Genomic DNA, 20,761 nt, shown 5'->3' with positions numbered 1-20,761 from the left:
CCGTTTTCTCCTGATTGCTTCAGTTCGCGCCCGATGCTTTAGTTCTATCCTGAAGCGTCCCACATAGGCGAATACTCATCACCCCTGGAGGAGAACATCGTGTCCGTCGAACAAAAACTTGCCGATCTCGGTCTCGCCCTGCCCACCGCGCCGCAACCGCTCGGCAACTACAGAGCAGCTTCCGAGGCGGGCAATCTGCTCTTCATCTCCGGCCAGGGACCGCTCGTCGACGGCAAGCTGCGCTGGAGCGGACGCGTGGGCGCGGAGCTGACGCTCGAACAGGGCCGCGAGGCCGCGCAGCTCACCGCCTTGAACGTGCTTGCGCAGATCAAGCGGCACCTGGGCAGCTTCGAGCGCCTGCATCACATCGTGCGCATGGAAGGCCACGTGAGCAGCGCCGAAGGCTTTCTCGAGCAGCCCGTCGTGCTCGACGCCGCGTCGGACCTCTTCGCCGCCGTGCTCGGCGAGAAGGCCGGGCACGCACGCTCCGCGTTCGCGCCTCCCCGACTGCCCCTCGATCTGCCCGTCGAACTCGTGGTGATCGCGCAGATTCTGCCTGCCTGAAGCCGTCTTTGCCGACACCTAAAGGAACATCGGCACGCGCATCCATCGCGCGTGCCGATGTCCCCGTTTGCGTTTATCGAATGCCGCTCAAGCGAACACCGACTGCAACCGTGCGATGCTCTCGCGCGTCTCGCGCTCCAGTTGCGCCACCAGCTCCGCCGCCGGCAACGCGCGCGCGAGCGGCGCGGCCTGGCCCGCCCACTGCGCACCGTAGCCGGATTCTCCCGTGGCCTTCGCAGCCGCGATCAGCGCCTTGCCCGCGTCGTAAGTGATCGGATAAGACGGCACGCGCGGCGCCTTGGGGTCCTCGCCAAGCGCGGTGAAGCGGTTGACGATGCTGCGCGCGAGCCGCCCCGAGATCGCCGAGGTGAACGTCGTATGGCGCGCCGCGTCGCCGAGCAAGGCGGCCCGATAGCCTTCGTCGGCCGCGCTCTCCGGGCAGGCCACGAACGCCGTGCCCAGTTGCGCCGCCTGCGCGCCCAGCGCGAGCGCGGCGGCAATGCCCGCGCCGTCCATGATGCCGCCCGCCGCGATCACGGGCACGTCGAATTCGCTCACCAGCAGGCGCGTGAGCGCGAACGTGCCGAGGCCGTCATCGCGGGCATTCTGGTCGAACACGCCGCGATGGCCGCCCGCCTCCACACCCTGCGCGACGATCGCATCGACGCCCGCCTCCACCGCTGCGGCCGCTTCGTCGAGACTGGTTGCGCTCGCAAACAAACGGATACCCGCGTGCTTGAGTTCGGCGATCACCGCATCGGACGGCAGGCCGAAATGGAAGCTCACCACCGCCGGCTTCTCTTCGAGCAGCATGGTCTGCATGGCCTTGTCCACGACGAAGCTCGTGTAGATCTCCGAGAGCGACGCGGGCGGCTTCGCGCCGTATTGCTCGAACACCGGCGCGAGCCAGTCGAGCCACGCGCGCTCCACGGCCGCGTCGGGCGTAGCCGGGCGATGGCAGAACACGTTGATGTTGAAGGGCTTCGCCGTCAGCTCGCGCGTCTGGTGGATCGCGCGGCGCGCGTTCTCCGCGTTCATCGCGGCCACGCCCAGCGAGCCGAGCGCGCCCGCATTCGACACGGCGGCGGCCAGCGCCGGCGTGGTGGTGCCCGCCATGGGCGCCTGGATGATCGGCTTCTGAATGCCGAGCGAGCGCAGCAACGCCCGCTGGTCCACTTGAGTGCTCATATTGCGTTCCCTCCGGATCCGTTCCCGTTTCAAGCGTGAGCGCGGCGCTGCGCCCAGTGCGCGAGTCCACCGCATGCGACCAGCAGCGCGCCGGTCGCGAAGAACACGGCGTGCAGGCCGAAGTGAACGCCGATCACGCCGCCGATCACCGGGCCCACCACCTGGCCGCTGAATTGCGCCGACTGCAAATAGCCGAGCATGCGGCCCGTTTTGCTTTCGTCCACCGACTGCCGCGCGAGCTTGCCGATGGACGGCAAGAGTCCCGCGAGCGTCATGCCCATCACCACGCGCAGGCCCGCGAGCTGCCACCAGTGGGTGACGAACGCCTGCGGCACCATCGCGAGCCCCGTGAGCACGAGGCAGGCGACGATCACGCGCCAGCTCCCGAAGCGGTCGGCCAGTGCGCCGAGGCGCGCCGCCGTGAGCATGCTGCCAAGCGCCGAGCATGCCATGACCACGCCCGCCACGCGCGCGAGATGCGCCGCGCCCACACCCAGACTGCCGATATACACCGTGATGACGGGCTCGATCGACATGTTGGCGAGCAGCACCATCATCGCGGTCACGAGCAGCGCGGCCACCACCGCGTAGTCCGGACGGCGCGCGCCGCTGCCCGCACCGGCCGCCGCATTGCTTGCGTGCGGTTTCGCGTCGCTTTCTGGATGAAACTCTTCCTTCACCACGAAGATGGTCAGGAGCGCCGCCACGGCGATCATCGCGCCGCCGGCGAAAAAGGTGCCGCGAATGCCGATCCAGCCGGGCAGCACGCCGCCCACCAGCGGCCCGACGAGATTGCCCGCGAGCGCGCCCGTCGAAAGAATGCCGAGCGCCCAGCCCGCGCGCTCGCGCGGCGCCTGGGTGCCGACCATCACCGTGGAAGCCGACGCGTAGCCACCCACGAGGCCGGCGATCAGACGCAGCGCGACGAGCTCGTACACATTGTGCGCCACGCCGATCAACGACATCACCACCGCCATGCCGATGGCGGCGCGCACGAGCATGGGCTTGCGGCCATAACGGTCGGCGAGGCGGCCCCAGACCGGCGCGGTGAGCGCCGTGCCGAGGAAGGTCGCGCCGAATGCCACGCCCGACCACTGGATCACGGCGGACTGGGAGCTCACGCCGAGCTGCCGCACGTAGAGCGGCAGGAACGGCAGCAGCATGCTGAGGCTCACGAGCGTCGTGAACGAGCCGATCACGCACACGACGAGATTGCGCTGCCAGTACTGCGCATTGCGCTCGGAGTAGCCGCGCGGCTGCGGCTTTGTCTGCTGGAGTGCAGCCACGGGAGAAGAAACGGTGGTATTCACCTGGCCCTCAACGCGGAGAAGAGATCGATGAAGAGCGCGAGCACGAGCGCCGCGGCGCCGATCGCGAACAACACGAGGTAGTTGCCGCCGCTCGACGAGAACACGAACGACAGCCCGTAGGCGGCAACGGCCTGCATCACGGCGAAGCTCGTCGTGGCGCGGCTCCACGCGCCCTTCACGGCGGACGGATGATGCGCGAGCAGCTCGTTCACGCGGCCGAGCACCAGCGGCACGATGCCGGGCGTGAAGGCGCCCACCAGCACGGCGGAAACCATGAGCCCCGCAGGACCGAAGAGGCCGAGCGCCGGAATCGCGACCGCCACGGCCTGCACCAGATACGCGGCGCGCAGCGCCGGACCGAAGCCGGCGCGGTCGGCGAGGTGCCCCGCCGCGAGCGGGCCGACGATCGCGCCGATGCCATACAGCACCCAGAACTCGGCGCCGGCATCCACGCCGCGGCCCAGCCCGCGCGCCACATAGTCGACGAGGAAGATCATGTGCGGCACGAGCCCCACGGCATTCAGCCCGTATTCGGCATAGAGCGCGCGCAGCTGTGTGCGGGGGTAAGCCTTGGCGTGCTCGAAGCGCGAAGGCGCGTGAGCGTGCGCCGGCGTGCCGTGCTCGGGCCAGCCGTTCCACGCCACGGCCGTGAGCAGCAGCGAGACGACGGCAAGCCCGAGCCACGTGGCCGTCAGGCCCTGGCGCAGCAGAATCGGCACGATCGTGCCCGAGGCGGCAATGCCGAGCCCGATGCCCGTGAAGATGCCGCCGCTCGCAAAGCCGCGGCGCGCCGCCGGCACGTGCGCGAGGATCGTGGGTGCGGCGAGCACCATCAGCGCGCCGCCCGACAGGCCCGAGGCGAAGCGCCAGATGAAGAACCACAGGAACGAAACGGGCACCGCACAGGCGACGAAGGCGAGGGTCGCGAGCAGCATCATCGCGCGCAGCACGTTGGCGGGTTTGGCGGCGCGGACCATCGCGCCCGCGAGCAGCGCACCGGCCAGATAGCCGCCCAGGTTGGCGGCGCCGAGGTAGGCGGCGGTCGAGGCGGGGAACCAGTGGGCGCCGATGATGGCGGGCAGCAACGGCGTATAGGCGAAACGCGCGAGGCCAATCCCGATGAGGCTTGCGCTGGCCCCGGCGAGCGTGCCCCGCCAGACGTTGTAGGCCGCAGGCGCGGACGGATTCGAGACGGCTTGATGCATGACGACTCCCGGGAGCGCTTGCAATGAAGCACCCGCTGAACATGGGAGCCAGTCTAGGTTAGATCGTGCAGCGAGAGAATCGCCGCGATACGTAAGTCATTCTTCCGCGTGGCGAACGAATGGCGAATATCGCTCAATCGGCGTCGGTAATGCGCCTGGCCTGCTCGAAGTACTCGCGCAGCCGCGGCGTGGCGAAATCGACGAAGCTGCGCACCTTGGGCACCGAAAGGCGCCCATGCGGCGTGACGAGATTCGCGGGCAGCGGCGCATGCTCGCTGTCGCGCAGCACGATCCTGAGCCGGCCCGCTTCGACCTCCTCGGCCACGTGATAGGAAAAGAGCCGCGTGACGCCGTGCCCCGCCACGGCCGAAGCCCGCGCCGCACGGATCGTATTCACGATGAAGCGCGGCGAGAACTGCACGACCTGAGGCAGCGCGGTCTGGCGCGCTGCCGGGAAGCTCCACGAGTCGAGCCCGAAATGCGTCATCGAGATGATCGGGTGGCTCGCGAGATCGGCGGGCGTCTCGATGGCGGGATGCGCGGCGAGATAGTCGGGCGAGGCGACCACCACGCGCCGCACCTCGCCCACCGGAATGGCGACGAGCGTCGAATCCTGCAGATGCGCAATGCGCAACGCCACGTCGATGCCCTCGTCGATCAGGCTCGCGGGCCGGTCGAGCAGGTGCAGGCGGATCGACACCTCGGGGTGGCGGTCGATGAACTCCTCGATCATCGGACGCAGCACCTCTTCGCCCACGGCCACCGCCGCCGTGACGCCCAGCAGCCCGCGCGGCGCGGAGCGCTCGTCGGCGGCGAGCAGGTCGGCTTCTTCGAGATCGGCGAGGATGCGCCGGCACGCCAGCGCATAGCGCTCGCCCGCCTCGCTCAGGCGGATCGTGCGTGTGGTGCGGTACAGGAGCGGCGTGCCGGTGTGCTCCTCGAGGAACGCAATGGCCCGGCTCACCGCCGCAGGCGAGCGGCCCAGCCGGCGGCCCGCGCCCGCGAGACTTCCCTCGTCGAGCGTGGCGACGAAAACCTTCATGGCGTCGATTCGGTCCATTGCGCGTTCTGGCGTGCGGTCGCTTCGCTCTGTGAATTCCGCGTCGATCTTAGCGGATATCGCGCAGGCGTTAAAATCGGCGCTTCCCCTTTTGCGGCAATCGATCACTCATGAAGTGCCTCACCCTCTCGCCGGTCCTCGCGGCCTTCGCAGCCATGGCGCTGGCCGCCGCTCCCGCCCTTGCCCAGACGTCGTCGGGCGATTCGAATTCGAAGCGCGACTGCGCAATCGGTTATGTGACGGGCGTGGCCGGCTCGGCGCAAAGCGTGCGCGACTATCTGGCCACGCCCGACCGCGACCGCATTCGCTACCTGAAGGACAACGAGATTCAATGCAAGATCGCCGACGACGACAGCCACGCGTCCGGCTGCACCGGCGTCACGCTATTGAAGAACGAGAAGGTGAGCGTGTACGACGATAGCGACCCTGCCACCACCGCCATCGTCGTGCGCGTCGAACTCGATCGCGGCACCTACCCGGTGATCATCGTCGCGCCCAAAGACGAAGTGAAGTGCGACGAGTGAGCGGCGCGTCGTTAGCCTCGTAGTTAGCCTGGTAGTCAGCGCGAGCTACGCTCGCACGCCGCGATGTCCGCCTCGGTCACGCCCGCCATGCGCGCGGCATCGACGATCTGCGACCAGCTCGTCGCATCCACGGGAATGCCCTGCGCCTCGCGCGTGCGCCGCGTCGCGTCCTCGCGCTCGCCGGGCAGCAGGATCTCGTCGACGCCCGCCACGCGCCGCGTGGCCTTCAGCCATTCGACGAACGCGAGCGCTTCCTGCTCGCGCGAGGGCGCGTCGAACGCCGCCGGATCGACGATCACCGACGTCATGCAATTGACGATCGCGTGCGAGGAGACGATGGTTTGCTCGCGCGTCGTGAAGCCGCCCGAGAGCGCGCCCGCCAGGATCTCGCACATCGCGGCAAGCCCCGAACCCTTGTGGCCCGCCACCGCGCCGCCGAATGCGCGCAGCGCGCCGTGCTGGGTGTCGCTGAACAGCGCGCCCGGATCGCGCGTGGGGTGGCCGTCGCTGTCGATCAGGGCGTCGGCGGGCACATCCACGCCCTTGTTGTAAGCCACGCGCACTTTCCCCGCGGCAATCGCGCTCGTGGCGAAGTCGAGCACCAGCGGCGAGCGCCCCTCGAGCGGAAACGCCGCGCAAAACGGATTGGTGCCGAAGCGCCGGTCGATGCCGCCGAACGGCGCGACGAGCGGATCGCCCGCGACGTTGACGAAGTGGAACGACACGAGCCCGGCGCGCGCACATTGTTCGGCCCAGTGCCCGATACGTCCGATGTGATGCGCGTTGCGCAGGCCGAGCGCACACACGCCGAGCGACTTCGCGCGCTCGATGCCGTGCTCCATCGCCTCGAAGGCCGTGACTTGCCCGAAACCGCGCCCGGCTTCGATCGTGAGCACCGCACCGGCGTCGCGCGCGACCTGCGCGTGCGCGTTCAGTTTGAGCTCGCCTTCGCGGCACGACAGCATATAGCGCGGAATCATGCCCACGCCGTGCGAGTCGTGCCCGGCGAGATTGGCTTCGACGAGATGGTCGGCGACCAGCGTCGCCTCGCGCGCCTCGCTGCCGGCCGCGCGCCAGATGGCGACGACGAAGGCGTGCAGCGCGCGAGCCTCGATAACGACTTCTGAACCTTTTGCAGCAGTGGCGTTCGACATGTACGTGACCCTGTGTGTGGCAGCGAAACAAGAGGCGGTGCTGACGCGCTTACGTGCGCGGCGCGTAAGCCGGTTCGTCGACGCCGCTGGTCTCCGGCGCCCGGAGCGGCTCGACGCGTCCGACAATCACAAGATAGCTCACGGCGCCGAGCACGCAAAACCCGCCGGCGACCACGAGCGGAATCGTGAACGAGCCGCGCGTGAGCTGCAGCATGACGCCGGTAAACGTCGTCAGCGCGATGCCTGCAAGATTCGACGCGAAGTTCTGAATGCCCGCCAGCGAAGCGACGTGCCGCGGCGTGGGCGCGACGTCGGCGGGCAGCGACCAGATGCTGGCCGCTGCAGCCGCGAGGCTCCCATAAGCAATCGCGAAGAGTGCGAGCATTACATAGACATCCTGAACAACGCCGGTCAGCGTGATCACGGACGAAAGCAGCATGCCGCCGACGATGCACGTCTTGCGCGCGGCGGTCAGGCTCCAGCCACGCTTCACGAGCGCATCGGAAAGCCAGCCGCCCAGCCAGCCGCCGGGGATCGAGGCGATGGCGGGCAAGGTGCCGAGCGTACCGAGCGACTTGAGCGAGAAACCGCGCGCCTCCACGAGATAGCTCGGGAACCACGTAATGAAGAAGTAAATGACGAAGTTCAGGCAGAAGAAGCCCAGCATCATGCCCCACACGGTGCGGTAGCGGAACAAGGCGCTCCAGCGTATCGAGGCGGCGGCCGGCGCGGGGGCGCGCGGCTGCTCGAGTGCGGCCCGCGCCTCGGGTTCCCGGTACATCACGACCCAGCCCAGGATCCACACGAGCCCGAGCGCGCCGGTAATCACAAACGACGCCTTCCAGCCCCACGCGGCCATGATGGCGGCGACGAGCGGCAGCGAGAGTGCGGAGCCCACGCGCGAGCCGCTGTCGAAGATGCTCGTGGCGAGCGCGCGTTCATCGCGCGAGAACCATTGGCTCACGAGCTTCGCGCACGACGGATACGCCCCCGCCTCGCCCACGCCGAGCATGAGCCGGCAGCCGAACATCGCCGCGAAGCCGCCCGCGACCGCGGTGGCCGCGGTGAACACCGACCACCAGCCCACGGCGAACGGCAACGCGATGCGTGCGCCGGCCCGGTCGACGAACCAGCCAAACGGCAGTTGCATCACGGCGTAAGTCCAGAAGAAGCCGCTGAGCAGCAGCCCCATGGCGGCAGGACCAATGCCGAGGTCCTTCATGATGTGCGGCGCCGCCACCGCGAGATTGGCGCGGTCGATGTAGTTGACCGCTATCGCCAGAAAACAGAAGAAAATGACCAGCCAGCGCGATTTTTCCTTCATCGAAAGCACTCCTTCTGAATGTGGCCACCCTTTCTGCTTCGATTAGCGGCGACCGTTCGAATGTCTCCCGCTACATGACCGCCCCCAGGTGCCAGGGCACGAATTCGTTCTGGCCGTAGCCGTGCAGCTCGCTCTTCGTGCGCTGCCCGGAGGCCGTCGCGAGCATCAACTCGAAGATTGCGGCGCCAGCCTCGTCCACGCTTTGCTCGCCGTCCAGAATGCGGCCGCAGTTCAGGTCAATGTCTTCTTCCTGGCGTCGCCACAGCGCGCTGTTGGTGCCGAGCTTGAGCGACGGCGAAGGCGCGCAGCCATAGGCCGAGCCGCGGCCCGTCGTGAAGCAGATCAGGTTGGCGCCGCCGGCCACCTGGCCCGTGGCGGACACCGGGTCGTAGCCCGGCGTATCCATGAACACGAGCCCCTGGGCGCGCACGGGCTGCGCGTATTCGTAGGTTTCGACGAGCCGCGTCGTGCCGCCTTTCGCCACCGCGCCGAGCGACTTCTCGAGAATGGTCGTCAGGCCGCCCGCCTTGTTGCCGGCAGAAGGGTTGTTGTTCATGTTGGCTTCCATGCGCGCGCAATACGCTTCCCACCAGCGGATGCGCGCCACCAGCTTTTCGCCCACTGCGCGCGATACCGCGCGCCGCGTGAGCAGATGCTCGGCGCCGTAGATTTCGGGCGTTTCGGAGAGGATCGCCGTGCCGCCATGCATGACGAGCCGGTCCACGGCCGCGCCGAGCGCCGGATTCGCGGAAATGCCGGAATAGCCGTCCGAGCCGCCGCACTGCAAGCCGACCATGAGGTGACGCGCATCGACCGGCTCGCGCGTCACGCGATTTGCATCGGCGAGCAGCGCACGCACCTGTTCGATGCCCGCCGCCACCGTGCGCGCGGTGCCGCCCGTCTGCTGGATCGTCATGGTCGACAGGCGCGTGCCGCGCTCGAGCTGTTCGGCTTCCACGAGGCCGTCGATCTGGTTCGTCTCGCAGCCGAGTCCGACGATCAGCACGGCATAAAAATTGGCGTGCCGTGCATAGCCCGCGAGCGTGCGGCGCAACACCGTGATCGGCTCGCCCTCGGCCGCCAGCGCACAGCCTTCGCCGTGCGTGAGCGCCACCACGCCATCTACGTTGGGGAACGCTTCGAGCGCTTCGGGGTGGATGTCGCGGCGAAAGTGATCGGCGATCGCGCGCGCGACCGTGGCCGAGCAGTTCACAGACGTCAGGATGCCTATGTAGTTGCGCGTCGCGACGCGGCCATCCGCGCGCCGAATGCCAAGAAACGTCGCCGCTTGCGCAGCAGCCGGCGTGTCGTGCGCGTCCACACCGAAGGCGTAGTCGCGCTCGAAATCGCCCATCGAAAGATTCTGCGTATGCACGTGTTCGCCGCAGCGGATCGGCCGGCTCGCAAAGCCGATGATCTGCCCGTAGCGGCGCACCGGTTCGCCTGGCTCGATATCGCGCAGCGCGACCTTGTGGCCAGGCGGAATCATGCCCGCAACCGTATGGTCGCCATAGAGTGTCGAGCCGGGCATCAACTGCCCGCGCGCGATGGCAACGTCATCGCGCCGGTCGAGGAGAATGAGCGCGGCCGAAAGCAAGGCGGGGTCGAGAAGCGTCATAGCCGGTCTCCGTGGGCAGCGCCGCGCACGCCAACGTAAAGCGAGTACAGCGACGTGCTGGCTGCAATGAAAAGGCGATTGCGATTCGGGCCGCCGAACACAATATTCGCGACCGTCTCGGGCACGAGGATCTTGCCGAGCAGCGTGCCGTCGGGCGCATAGCAGTGGATGCCGTCGCCCGCGCTCGTCCAGAGGTTGCCGTGCTCGTCCACGCGCATGCCGTCGGGCACGCCCGGCGAGACCTCGGCGAATAACCGGCCGTTGTGCAATCCGCCTTGCGCGTCGACATCGAATACGCGGATGTGATGCGGGCCGTTCTCGATATGCGACGCACCGGAGTCGGCCACATAGAGCCGCAGTTCATCGGGCGAGAAGGCGAGCCCGTTGGGCTTCATGAAGTCGTCGGCCATGCGCTGCACCACCCCCGTAGCGGGCGCCACGCGATACACATGACATGCGCCGATCTCGCTCGGTGCGCGAAAGCCCTCGTAGTCGCCGAGAATGCCGTAGTCGGGGTCGGTGAACCAGATCGAGCCGTCCGAATGCACGATCACGTCATTGGGCGAATTCAGCCGATGCCCTTCGTAGCGGTCGGCGATGACGGTGATGCGCCCGTCGTGCTCCGTGCGCGTGACGCGGCGCGTGCCGTGCTCGCAGGTCACGAGCCGGCATTCGCGGTCGAGCGTGTTGCCGTTGCTGAAATTCGAGTTCGCGCGGAACACGCCCGTGCCGATGCCGGGCACCCAGCGCATCATCCGGTTGTTGGGAATGTCGCTCCAGACAAGAAAGTCGCCGGCGGGAAACCACACCGGTCCTTCCGCCCACATGCAGCCGCCCGCGAGCTTCTCGAACTGCGCGTTGGGCTGCAGCAGCATGCGAAAGCGCGCATCGTGGATTTCGTATTCGTGGGGATTCATCGTTCCGGCCTCGTACCGTCAGGGTCAGGTCACGGCAACGCGCGTGACCGATCGCTCACTGCCGCGCCGGTTTATTAAATACTAGTTGAATAGGCCTGTGAAGATTTTCTTCAAGCGCCCGGAATGTGGTTTACCCGTGTTTACCCGCGAGCCTGGATGGCAATCAGGTTTTGTCGAACACCTGGTCCAGGTCGTAGACGAGCAGGAACACGCAGCCCGTGTCGCTATGAAATCCTGCATCGACGGTGCCCCGTTCGGCGATGCCGGCATAGCCCGCCGTTAGTCGCCGGCCGTTTTGCACGGCCTCGCCTTCGAGCATGTAGATGAACTCGGGGCCCGTATGGCGGTGATCAGGGAACGTTGCCCCTGCAGCGAACCGGACCAGTTGCATCGCGCGGCCGTCTGCCTTGCCGAGGTTCTTCACCTCCACGCCGGGCGCGAAGCGGGAGGGCACCCATGGCAGGCTCGCTGAATCGATGCCTGAGAAGCCGGGCGCGAGCGGCGGGTCGTTTGCCATGACGGTGCCCTTGTGTGCGCTGGTGCGCGTTATTGCGCCTTCTGGTCGGCGGCGGCGAGCATGGCGTCGGCAATGCGAGACTCGCCGCTCGATTTGAGCGCTTCGCCCGCGCCGCGAATATCGCGCTCTTCCTTGTTCTGACTGAGCTTGCTCTTGCCGACCAGACGCGTAATCTCGATCTCCACGCCGACGATCGCCTTGACGAGCGTGTCCGTGTAGTCCTTCGGCGCGTCGGCCATCTTCCACGGCTTGGGCTGCGTGGCTTCGTGCGTGCGCGTCAGGCGGCCAATCACGCCGCGCACGTAGCGCTCGTCGTCGAGAATCCTGATGCGCCCGTGCGCATGGACCACGACGTAATTCCAGGTCGGCACCTGCTTGTGCGCCTCGTGCTTGCTCGGATACCAGTTCGGCGAAATATACGCGTCGCCCGCGCGGAAGATCACGAGCACGTCGTCGCCGTTCGCCACGTCCTGCCAAACCGGGTTGGCCCGCGCGACGTGCGCGCGCAGGATGCCCAGCTCGCCTTCGCCCGCCGCGAGTTCAAAGGGAATGTGATTGGCGTCGAGCCCGCTCTTTCCCTGCGTGACCAACGTGCCGAACGGATGTTGGGCGATGCAGTCATGCAGGACGTCCTTGCGGTTTTCGGCGAAATGGGCTGGTACGTACATGCGTTGGTCCCTGCTCGTAAGGTGATGGGTTAGCGCGGCCGACGCCGCCACAGACCCGAGTCTGCCGCAAAAGTGGTTTATTCTATAGATCCAGTTTATTCATATTCCAGTGAACCAGAATCATGCCGAGAACCGCGCAGGCCGCCGAGATGCCATCGTTCGGCACGCTGGACCGGGAGGCCGGCAACCTCAGCCGCCAGGTGGCCGAGGCACTGCGCGAAGCGGTGCGCAAAGGCGATCTGCGGCCCGCCGATGCGTTGCCGTCCACGCGCGCGCTCGCCGCTTCGCTCCAGGTGGCGCGCGGCACGGTGGTCGAGGCCTACGAGCAGCTCATAGCCGAGGGCTTTCTTGAATCGAAAGCCGGAGCCGGCACCCGCGTAGCGCTCGCGCTGGCCGAGCCGCCGCCCGCGCGCGAGCCCCGCGCGGCTTCAGGGCAGGCGGCGCAAGCCGGGCTGCCGGAACGCGCCGCAGCGTTCGCCAGGATCGGACGCGAGTTCAAGCCGCTTCCTCCGGCGCCGTTTGCCATCTCGGTGCCGACGGGTATGACCGCACCCGGCGACGTCTGGCGCCGGCTCGGCAACCGCCTGCGTGCGCGGGGCCCCGCCTCGCCGACCGGCTATGCCGACCCGCAAGGCGCCCTGGCGCTGCGCGACGCGATTGCCGATTATGTGCGCAAGTCCCGCTCGGTGCGCTGCGAAGCGGATCAGGTCATCGTGACGAGCGGCACCCAGCAGGGGCTCTTTCTCGCAAGCCAGGTGCTGCTGGGGCCGCGCGACCAGGCGTGGGTCGAGAACCCGGCCTATCGTGGCGTCACCGCCATCCTCGAAAGCCTGCCCTACCGCGACGCCATGGTGCGCGTGCCCGTGGACGCCGAGGGTCTCGACGTCGAGGCCGGCATTCGCATGGCCCCGAAGGCGCGCGTGGCGTTCGTCACGCCTTCGCATCAGTATCCGCTCGGCATGCCGCTGAGCATGGCGCGGCGCGCCGCCTTGCTCGCGTGGGCGCGCGCCGCCCATGCCTGGGTCGTCGAAGACGACTACGACAGCGAACTGCGCTACGAGGGCTCTCCGTTTCCGGCGCTGCAGGGCCTCGCGCCGGATCGCGTGGTGTATCTCGGCACCTTCAGCAAGATCCTGTTTCCCTCGCTGCGGCTCGGCTATGTCGTCGTGCCGCCCGGTCTCGTGGATGCGTTCTGCGGCGCGCGCGTGCTAATGGACCGCCATCCGCCGACGGCCGATCAACACGTGCTCGCCGCCTTCATGACCGAGGGGCATCTCGAACGGCACGTCCGCAAGGTGCGCAACGTCTATGCCGAGCAGCGGCTCAGTCTGATCGCGACGCTCGAAGCGCTCTTGCCCCGTGAGCTGGCGTGGATCGAGCCCGGTGATCAGGGCATGCATCTCGTGCTCTGGCTCGCCGCAAGGCTCGACGATCACCGGATCGTGCGGCTCGCAGCGAACGAAGGGATCGCGGTGCGCGCAGCGTCGCCCATGTTCGCCGCGGGCACCGCGCGCCCAGGGCTCATCCTCGGCTTTGGCGGCTTCAGCAGCGCGCAAATGAAAGCGGCCGCGCAGCGCCTCGCCGCCGTGATCGCCGCGGCAGCGAACTGAAGCGAGGCTAAACGCTTCGGGCTACTGGATATCGCTGCGACTTGCTCAATTCGATGGCGAGGAAGTCGACGAACGCCCGAATGCGCGTGGACAACTGGTGCCGCTGCGCATACACGGCGTAGATGTCCGCGCCCGGCGTCTCATACTCGGGCAATACGACCACGAGCCGACCGTCCGCCAGATATTCGTTGATGTCCCATTCCGCGCGCATCAAGATGCCATGCCCGTCCAGCGCCCACTTCACGGCAATCTCGCCGTCGTTGGTCGTGAGATTGCCGTTGATCCGGATTGCTTCCGATTTGCGCGCACTGCCGCGCTCGTTCGAAAGCCGCCACACGCCATAGGCTTCGTCGCCCTGGCGAATGCTGATGCAGTTGTGCTTCGCGAGGTCGTGCGGCGTGGCGGGCGTGCCCCGGCTCGCGAGATAGGCGGGCGAAGCGCACAGCAAACGCCGGTTCGCCGCGAGACGCCGTGCGATCACGCGCGTATCGGGCGGCTCGCCGAAGCGGATGCAGACATCGTATGAATCTTCCGTGAGCGGCGGCGGCATGACCGACAGCTGAAGCTGCACGGAAACCTGCGGATACTGCGCGACGAAACGCGAAAGCGCGGGCCCGATATGGCTGCGTCCGAAGCCGAGTGTCGCGTTCACGCGCAGCAAGCCCTTGGGATGCTTCTTCGAGCCGCCCAGCAACTCGCCCAGTTCGTCGATCTCGTCGAGAATGCGGCGCGCGTGCTCCAGGTACACCTCGCCTTCGGGCGTGAGCATCATGCGGCGGGTCGTGCGGTTCACGAGCGGCACCCCGGCGCGCTCCTCCATTTGCGCGAGCCGCTTGCTCACGGCGGCGGGCGTAAGGCCCAGCTCGCGCGCGGCGGCGCTCAGGCTGCCCGAGGAGGCGAGCGTCGAGAAAAAGCCCAGATCGGCGGGTAGAACGGTGTCGGTCACGGTCGCCACTTGTGAATTCAAGTTAAGGATGCTTTGAGTCTAGCACCGGTTTTTGAACCGGGAGTTCGGTAAAGTGAACCCACACTGGCCACACTCCACAGGAACGAGACATGAAGACCTATCGCATCGCAACCATTCCCGGCGACGGCATCGGCAAGGAAGTCGTGCCCGCGGGCAAGGAGGTGCTGGAAGCGCTTGCGAAAACCACCCAGCGCTTCGCGTTCGAATTCGAAAACTTCGATTGGGGCGCCGACTACTACCGCCAGCACGGCGTGATGATGCCGGCCGACGGACTCGACGCCATCCGCAACAAGGACGCCATTTTGTTCGGCTCCGCGGGCGACCCCGACGTGCCCGACCACATCACGCTCTGGGGCCTGCGCCTGAAGATCTGCCAGGGCCTCGATCAGTACGCGAACGTGCGCCCCACGCGCATCCTGCCCGGCATCGACGCGCCTTTGAAGCGCTGCAAGCCCGAAGACCTGAACTGGGTGATCGTGCGCGAGAACTCCGAAGGCGAGTATTCGGGCGTGGGCGGGCGCGTGCACCAGGGTCATCCGCTCGAAGCCGCGACCGATGTCTCGATCCTCACGCGCGCCGGCGTCGAACGCATCCTGCGCTTTGCGTTCCGCCTCGCGCAGTCGCGCCCCCGCAAGCTGCTCACGGTCATCACCAAAAGCAACGCGCAACGCCACGCCATGGTGATGTGGGACGAGATCGCGCAGCAGGTTGCGAAGGAGTTCCCGGACGTGAAGTGGGACAAGGAACTGGTGGACGCCGCCACGGCACGCATGGTCAACCGCCCCGCTTCGCTCGATACGATCGTCGCGACCAATCTGCACGCGGATATTCTCAGCGACCTCGCCGCCGCGCTCGCGGGCAGCCTGGGCATCGCGCCGACCGGCAACATCGACCCCGAGCGGCGTTATCCGTCGATGTTCGAGCCGATCCACGGGTCGGCCTTCGACATCATGGGCAAGGGGCTCGCCAATCCCATCGGCACGTTCTGGTCGGTCGTGATGCTGCTCGAGCACCTCGGCGAGACCGAAGCCGCCGCTCACGTGATGCAGGCCATCGAGACCGTGACCGCCAACCCCGCGCTGCACACCGGCGACCTGGGCGGCAAGGCGACCACGGCGCAGGTCACGGCCGCAGTGTGCGAACTCGTCGAGAAGGCGGCTGTCGCTGCCTGAGCGCTAGCGCCGTTAAAAGCAGACACGGGGGCGTGACACAAAAAAAACCCGCGCGCCCCCGCCGAACCCTCCAAGGAGGAGACACGTGAATTCGGATACCGAAGCAATCGTCACGCGCAAACTCATGTGGCGCATCATCCCGTTCGTCATGCTGCTCTATTTCGTGAGCTTTCTCGACCGGGTCAACGTGGGCTTCGCGGCAATGACGATGAACAAGGCCATCGGCCTTTCGCCCACGGCGTTCGGCCTGGGCGGCGGCCTGTTCTTCATCGGCTACTTTCTGTTCGAAGTGCCTTCGAACCTCATCTTGCACCGCGTGGGCGCGCGCATCTGGATCGCGCGCGTGATGGTCACGTGGGGCATTGTCTCGGCGGCGTCCGCCTTTGTGACCGGCCCCACCAGTTTCTATGCGCTGCGCTTTTTGCTCGGCGTGGCGGAAGCAGGCTTCTTCCCCGGCATCATCCTCTACCTGAGCCTCTGGTTCCCGACGAAGCAGCGCGCGGCAGCGGCTGCATGGTTCATGGCGGCGGCGCCGATTTCGACGGCGCTCGGCTCGCCGATTTCCGGCGCGCTCATGCAATTGCCGACCCTGTTCGGGCTCGCCAACTGGCAGCTGCTTTACGTGATCGAAGCGGTTCCGGCCGTGCTGCTAGGCTTCGTGGTCCTGAAAGTTCTCACCGATGTGCCCTCGAAAGCGCAGTGGCTCAAACCGCAAGAGCGCGACTGGCTCATGGCGAAGCTCGCCGACGAAGCGAGGGCGCGCGAGGGGCACGCCGGCCATACGGCGGGGGCACTGAGCGCCCTGCGCGACCCGCGCGTGCTGGCGCTCGCGCTGATCTACTTCGGCACCTCGGCCGGCCTGTACACGCTGGGCCTATGGGCGCCGCTCATCATCCGGCAATATGGCTTCAGCTCGCTCGAAACCGGGCTGCTGAACGCGATTCCGAGCATCGTGGCGGTCATCGCCATGATTCTTTGGGCGCGGCACTCCGACCGCACGACGGAGCGCACCTGGCACGTCGTGATTCCCTGCGTGATCGCATGCGCGGGCTTCATCTTCGCGGGGCAGGCCAGCACCGCGCTGATGATCGTGCTGGCGCTCGTGGTGGTCAATGTCGGCATCAGCGCCGCCAAGGCGCCGCTCTGGGCCATGCCCAGCATGTTTCTCTCCGGCGCGGGAGCCGCCGCGGGGATCGCCATGATCAATTCGATCGGCAATCTGGGCGGGTTCGTCGGGCCCGCCGTGATCGGGTGGCTGAAGACCCAGACCGGGAGCTATGCCGCGGGCTTGTACGTCGTTGGCGCGACGCTCGCGCTTTCCGCGGTCGTGACGTTGATGCTGAGCCGCAAGGCGAGCCAACCGGTGATGGCGCAGGTGAGGCACGATCACTGAAGGGGCGGGCTCTTGCGCGGGCATCGGCCGAGTGCGTCAGGCCTTGCCCGCCAACCGCACCGCCACCACGCAAGCCGCGAGCGAGATCAACGAGACGATCAGCACGGCCCATTCCCACCGGCACGTAGCTTTTGCGTACGACCCAGATCGCCGCGCCCGCTATAGGGGCAACGCCTTTGGCGATATTCGCGGGCATCGACAGCAGGCCGCTCACCGCGCCATAGCCTTCGGTCCACAGCAGCGCCTGCACGATCGTCCCGCGCAGGATCGTCATCATGCCGTTGGCGCCGCCGTAGACGATGGCGAACAGCATCAACCACGCCGCCGACTTCCCCGCGCACATCAGGATCACGACGGAGCACGGGAAGGCCGTCGTCACCACGATGGCGACGAGCCCCGGTCGAGCGCGCCTGCCGACGGCGAACCATACGACACGCGCCAGCACCTGGGCCGGCCCGATCGCCGCCATGGTGACGATGACCGTGGCGCCCGCAACGGCACGCTCGCGCATCAACGGGATCAGATGAAACGTCAGCGCCACGAACGTGGCGTAGCACGCCGTGAAGCAAACGGCCAGCGCCCAGAACACCGGCGAGCGCAAGGCGTTGCGCGCCGATGCGCGGCTGACCTCGCGTGCGCTATTGCGCCTCGCGGCGTCCTCGCCCGGCTCGCCGCTGTGGCGTGCGTTCCGTGCGGTCTCGCGTGGGTCGATGTCGGCATGAAGATGAAATGGATCGGCAAACCCGGACAAGTTCGGGCACGCCACTCGCCAGACGCGAGCCCGGCCCGTATTGCCGATTCTGGCGCACGTCGAGTGCGCTTGCACTATGTGCGCTAGCGCACGGAGCAGGCCGCGCGGAGTCCCTATGCTCGCCGGGTGCCCGAGAGACCCCGGCGCGAGCCCTCACGTTCGTTTCGCCAAACGGTATCGCCAGTGCGTAGCCAAGCCATCCAATATGCCTTGCTTCTCGCCTGCGGGTGCCCGCCCGTCGTCGATGCGCACGCAGCCGATGCAATTGGCATAGTCAAGACAATCAAAGGCTCGGTGCATGTCGAGCGTGCGAGTCAGCCGGTCGGCGTCGCGGTCGGCAGCGAGGTGTTCGCGAGCGACCGCGTCCTGACCGGCCCCGCGTCTTCGGTTGGCATCACGCTGCGCGACAACACGCTGCTGACCGAGGGCGCCAACTCCGTTCTCGATCTCAACAAGTTCGCATTCAACACCACCACTTACGACGGCGCGCTCGACGTGAGCATCAAGCGCGGCTCGCTCGCCGTGGTCGACGGCAAGCTCGCGAAGGCCAATCCGGAAGCCGTGCGCTATAGCACGCCCACCACCACGCTCGGCGTGCGCGGCACGGAGTTCATCATCGAGGTGGGAGGAAGCGGGGAGACCGATCATTGAAGACGACGAACCGCGCACACCGGCTGCCGCGATACATGGCACTCACGCTGTACGTGTGCCTCTGCGCGTGCAGCACGCCCGACAAGATCACGCTGCTGCCCAACCCGGACGGCAGCGTCGGCAACGTGATCGTGCATAACGGCGGCAAGACGCAAGTCATCGACAAGGCCTACACGCGCGCCGATGTTTCGAAAGGCGGCGCGATCGAGCAGACCGCCGGCAACAAGGCCGCCGTGGAGACCCAGTACGGCGACCTGCTGGCCGCCGAGCCGCCCAGGCCCCGAACGTTCACGATCAACTTCGTATTCGACTCCGCCACGCAGCTGGCGCCCGAGTCCACGGCCACTGTCGCCGAGTTGAAAAAGGTCTTGGCGAGCTGGCCCGCGCCTCACCTCACGGTGGTCGGCCACACCGATATGGCGGGCTCCCAGGAATTCAACGACCGGCTTTCCATGCGCCGGGCGCAAAGCGTGGCGTCGTTTCTGGTCAAGTCCGGCATACCCGCGCAGCAGATCGAGGTTGCAGGCCGAGGCAAGCGCGAGCCGCTCGTCCATACCGCGGACGGCGTGCCCAACCAGGCAAACCGGCGCGCAGTCATCACCGTTCAGTAATCCGTATCGATACGCGTCACTCTTCAGCGATCCCATGCCACCATGAAACGCTACCGCAACTCATGCATCGCCTTTCTCAGGCGCATGATGCGGGCGCGCAAAGGACGCCCCTGGGCGCTCGCGGTGCTCTTGACGCTTCTGTTCATCAACCTGTGCAGCGAATGGCCCGGCGATGTTGCGCGGCCAGCCTTGCTCGACACGCTCGACACCGTGTTGCCCGACACCTTCGGCTCGGCGCGCCAGCTTCTTTTCGACCACTACCAGCGCCGCTTTCCGCGCGTGCCGGCCACGCAGCCGGTGACCATCGTCGAGATCGACGACAAGACGCTCGAATCCTTCGGCCAATGGCCCTGGCCGCGCAACCGCCTAGCCGGGCTGGTCGATGCGATCGAGGCGAACAGACCGCTGGCGATCGGCCTCGACATCTACATGCCCGAGCCCGACCAGACATCGCCTGGCAACGTGGCCGACAACCTGCCCGCCTCGGAGACCGCGCTCGCCACGCAACTGCGCGCGCTGCCCAGCCATGAGCGCATTCTCGCGACCGCGCTGCGCGCTTCGCCTTCGATCCTCGGCGCGGCGGCCTTCGATTACGCGACCTCCACGACGCGCACCGACATCCTGAGCGCCCCCGTGCTCGTGCACGGCCCGGACGCCCTCCCGAACGTGCACCGCTTCAATTACGTGCTCGCGAGCCTCCCCGCGCTGCAGGGCGCGGCACACGGCCAGGCGATGCTCAATGTCGCACAGGAACAGGGCACAGTGCGGCGCATTCCGCTCGTGCTGGGTCTTGGCGACAAACTCGTACCGAGCCTGCCCATCGAAATGCTGCGCGTGGCCACCGGCTCGCCAGCCATCGAGGTGTTCGCGGGCCCATCCGGCGTGCGCGCCGTCGGCGTGGCGGATGTGCGGGTGCCCACGCAGCCCGACGGCGATATCTGGCTGCATTTCGCCTCGATTGCGCGTACGCAGCAGCGTTATGTTTCCGCACTCGACGTCTTGCAGGGCAAGGTCGATGTGAGCCGTATCCGCAACAAGCTGGTTCTCGTCGGCCTCACCGGCACGGGCTTGACCGACATGCGCACGACGGCGTTGGGCGAACTGGTGCCCGGCATCGAGATTCAGGCGCAGGTGATCGAAACGATTTACGAGGGCCGCTTCCTGCAGCGCCCCGACTGGGTGATCTGGGGTGAGACGGCTTTCGTCCTCGTGCTCGGCCTGTTCTTCATCTGGTATGTGCCGCGCAACGATTCACGGCTTGCCGTCTTCATGCGCGCCGTGCCGAAGGCCTCCGCCATCATCGGCCTTGCGCTGAACCTGTTGACGCTTTCGGTTTGCTTCCTCGTGTTCCGTTATTTCGGCTTCCTTGTCGATGCCGCCTCGATCTTCATCATTCTTTCCGCGGTCATGGGCAGCTTCTTCACCATTTCCCTCATGGAGCCGGGAGCGCAAACCGCATCCGGCTCCGCCAAGGCGCCCGAAACGGGCGCGTCGCTCAACACTTAGCGATTGCTTCAGTTGCCTGCATGGCTTCGACCTCGCGACCTCGGTGCTACA

At 67.0% G+C, this 20,761-nt stretch carries 20 protein-coding genes and 1 pseudogene; 9 read left to right on the top strand and 12 right to left on the bottom strand.

Features of this window, described 5'->3' with window-relative positions:
• The first annotated feature begins 99 nt into the window (after positions 1 to 99).
• Complete coding sequence (locus AB4Y35_RS20780; RefSeq protein ID WP_368705721.1) at positions 100 to 564, top strand: RidA family protein; 465 nt, start codon at positions 100 to 102, stop codon at positions 562 to 564.
• A gap of 87 nt (positions 565 to 651) precedes the next feature.
• Here AB4Y35_RS20780 and AB4Y35_RS20775 read toward each other — a convergent pair whose 3' ends face one another.
• The 4 genes from AB4Y35_RS20775 to AB4Y35_RS20760 all read right to left on the bottom strand — a co-directional run bounded on the left by AB4Y35_RS20775 (position 652) and on the right by AB4Y35_RS20760 (position 5,327).
• Positions 652 to 1,752 carry an NAD(P)H-dependent flavin oxidoreductase gene (locus AB4Y35_RS20775; RefSeq protein WP_368705720.1) on the bottom strand — a complete coding sequence of 367 codons (1,101 nt, stop codon included), beginning with the start codon at positions 1,750 to 1,752 and terminating at the stop codon, positions 652 to 654.
• A gap of 29 nt (positions 1,753 to 1,781) precedes the next feature.
• Positions 1,782 to 3,062 carry an MFS transporter gene (locus AB4Y35_RS20770; RefSeq protein WP_368705719.1) on the bottom strand — a complete coding sequence of 427 codons (1,281 nt, stop codon included), beginning with the start codon at positions 3,060 to 3,062 and terminating at the stop codon, positions 1,782 to 1,784.
• The gene (locus tag AB4Y35_RS20765) at positions 3,059 to 4,267 is read right to left on the bottom strand and encodes a YbfB/YjiJ family MFS transporter (protein ID WP_368705718.1); all 1,209 of its coding nucleotides are present in this window, start codon (positions 4,265 to 4,267) and stop codon (positions 3,059 to 3,061) included. Before AB4Y35_RS20765 ends, AB4Y35_RS20770 begins: the two co-directional genes overlap by 4 nt.
• Before the next feature lie 133 nt (positions 4,268 to 4,400).
• The gene (locus AB4Y35_RS20760; RefSeq protein WP_368705717.1) at positions 4,401 to 5,327 is read right to left on the bottom strand and encodes a LysR family transcriptional regulator; all 927 of its coding nucleotides are present in this window, start codon (positions 5,325 to 5,327) and stop codon (positions 4,401 to 4,403) included.
• A 110-nt stretch (positions 5,328 to 5,437) separates the two neighbouring features.
• Between AB4Y35_RS20760 and AB4Y35_RS20755 the strand changes: the two genes are divergently transcribed.
• Positions 5,438 to 5,851 carry a hypothetical protein gene (locus AB4Y35_RS20755; RefSeq protein ID WP_368705716.1) on the top strand — a complete coding sequence of 138 codons (414 nt, stop codon included), beginning with the start codon at positions 5,438 to 5,440 and terminating at the stop codon, positions 5,849 to 5,851.
• A gap of 35 nt (positions 5,852 to 5,886) precedes the next feature.
• Here AB4Y35_RS20755 and AB4Y35_RS20750 read toward each other — a convergent pair whose 3' ends face one another.
• From AB4Y35_RS20750 to AB4Y35_RS20725, 6 genes are all read right to left on the bottom strand, one after another.
• Entirely contained in the window at positions 5,887 to 7,005 is a 1,119-nt protein-coding gene (locus AB4Y35_RS20750) for a malate/lactate/ureidoglycolate dehydrogenase (protein ID WP_368687249.1), read from the bottom strand.
• Positions 7,006 to 7,054: 49 nt separating this feature from the next.
• Positions 7,055 to 8,329: an MFS transporter gene (locus AB4Y35_RS20745; RefSeq protein WP_324159773.1), complete on the bottom strand. Its 1,275-nt coding sequence runs from the start codon at positions 8,327 to 8,329 to the stop codon at positions 7,055 to 7,057.
• A gap of 70 nt (positions 8,330 to 8,399) precedes the next feature.
• Positions 8,400 to 9,947, bottom strand: a complete 1,548-nt coding sequence (locus tag AB4Y35_RS20740) for a UxaA family hydrolase (protein WP_368705715.1) — start codon at positions 9,945 to 9,947, stop codon at positions 8,400 to 8,402.
• A complete protein-coding gene (locus AB4Y35_RS20735; RefSeq protein ID WP_368705714.1) occupies positions 9,944 to 10,864 on the bottom strand; it encodes an SMP-30/gluconolactonase/LRE family protein in 921 nt (306 codons plus the stop codon). The genes AB4Y35_RS20740 and AB4Y35_RS20735 overlap by 4 nt, the downstream gene beginning before the upstream one ends.
• Before the next feature lie 163 nt (positions 10,865 to 11,027).
• Positions 11,028 to 11,381 carry a cupin domain-containing protein gene (locus AB4Y35_RS20730; RefSeq protein ID WP_368705713.1) on the bottom strand — a complete coding sequence of 118 codons (354 nt, stop codon included), beginning with the start codon at positions 11,379 to 11,381 and terminating at the stop codon, positions 11,028 to 11,030.
• 29 nt (positions 11,382 to 11,410) lie between these two features.
• Entirely contained in the window at positions 11,411 to 12,049 is a 639-nt protein-coding gene (locus tag AB4Y35_RS20725) for an FMN-binding negative transcriptional regulator (RefSeq protein WP_368705712.1), read from the bottom strand.
• Between the two features lie 122 nt (positions 12,050 to 12,171).
• Here AB4Y35_RS20725 and AB4Y35_RS20720 point away from each other — a divergent pair, with 122 nt between their 5' ends.
• Positions 12,172 to 13,659, top strand: coding sequence for a PLP-dependent aminotransferase family protein (locus tag AB4Y35_RS20720; RefSeq protein ID WP_368705711.1), 1,488 nt, complete (start codon positions 12,172 to 12,174; stop codon positions 13,657 to 13,659).
• Positions 13,660 to 13,666: 7 nt separating this feature from the next.
• On the opposite strand, the gene AB4Y35_RS20715 is transcribed toward AB4Y35_RS20720, so the two are convergent.
• Complete coding sequence (locus tag AB4Y35_RS20715) at positions 13,667 to 14,605, bottom strand: LysR family transcriptional regulator (RefSeq protein ID WP_368706125.1); 939 nt, start codon at positions 14,603 to 14,605, stop codon at positions 13,667 to 13,669.
• 110 nt (positions 14,606 to 14,715) lie between these two features.
• Between AB4Y35_RS20715 and AB4Y35_RS20710 the strand changes: the two genes are divergently transcribed.
• On the top strand, positions 14,716 to 15,798 hold the full coding sequence (locus AB4Y35_RS20710) for a tartrate dehydrogenase (RefSeq protein ID WP_368705710.1): 1,083 nt from the start codon (positions 14,716 to 14,718) through the stop codon (positions 15,796 to 15,798).
• Between the two features lie 85 nt (positions 15,799 to 15,883).
• A complete protein-coding gene (locus tag AB4Y35_RS20705; protein WP_368705709.1) occupies positions 15,884 to 17,191 on the top strand; it encodes an MFS transporter in 1,308 nt (435 codons plus the stop codon).
• 223 nt (positions 17,192 to 17,414) lie between these two features.
• Here the strand turns inward: AB4Y35_RS20705 and AB4Y35_RS20700 are convergent.
• Positions 17,415 to 17,780, bottom strand: a pseudogene (locus AB4Y35_RS20700) (MFS transporter); the annotation flags it as partial.
• Between AB4Y35_RS20700 and AB4Y35_RS20695 the strand changes: the two are divergent.
• The 4 genes from AB4Y35_RS20695 (at position 17,752) to AB4Y35_RS20680 (ending at position 20,710) form a co-directional block, all read left to right on the top strand.
• Positions 17,752 to 17,913: a hypothetical protein gene (locus tag AB4Y35_RS20695; protein ID WP_368706145.1), complete on the top strand. Its 162-nt coding sequence runs from the start codon at positions 17,752 to 17,754 to the stop codon at positions 17,911 to 17,913. The pseudogene AB4Y35_RS20700 and the gene AB4Y35_RS20695 overlap by 29 nt on opposite strands.
• Positions 17,914 to 18,236: 323 nt before the next feature.
• Complete coding sequence (locus AB4Y35_RS20690) at positions 18,237 to 18,593, top strand: FecR domain-containing protein (protein WP_368687259.1); 357 nt, start codon at positions 18,237 to 18,239, stop codon at positions 18,591 to 18,593.
• A complete protein-coding gene (locus AB4Y35_RS20685) occupies positions 18,590 to 19,204 on the top strand; it encodes an OmpA family protein (protein WP_368705708.1) in 615 nt (204 codons plus the stop codon). Before AB4Y35_RS20690 ends, AB4Y35_RS20685 begins: the two co-directional genes overlap by 4 nt.
• Before the next feature lie 42 nt (positions 19,205 to 19,246).
• Positions 19,247 to 20,710, top strand: coding sequence for a CHASE2 domain-containing protein (locus AB4Y35_RS20680; RefSeq protein ID WP_368705707.1), 1,464 nt, complete (start codon positions 19,247 to 19,249; stop codon positions 20,708 to 20,710).
• Positions 20,711 to 20,761 lie beyond the last annotated feature (51 nt).

The organism is Paraburkholderia sp. EG286A (genome assembly GCF_040965375.1).
In the GTDB taxonomy this organism is placed as follows: Bacteria; Pseudomonadota; Gammaproteobacteria; order Burkholderiales; family Burkholderiaceae; genus Paraburkholderia.
The sequence above is the reverse complement of the archived record's forward strand: the minus strand, read 5'-3'. Positions and strand labels throughout refer to the sequence as shown.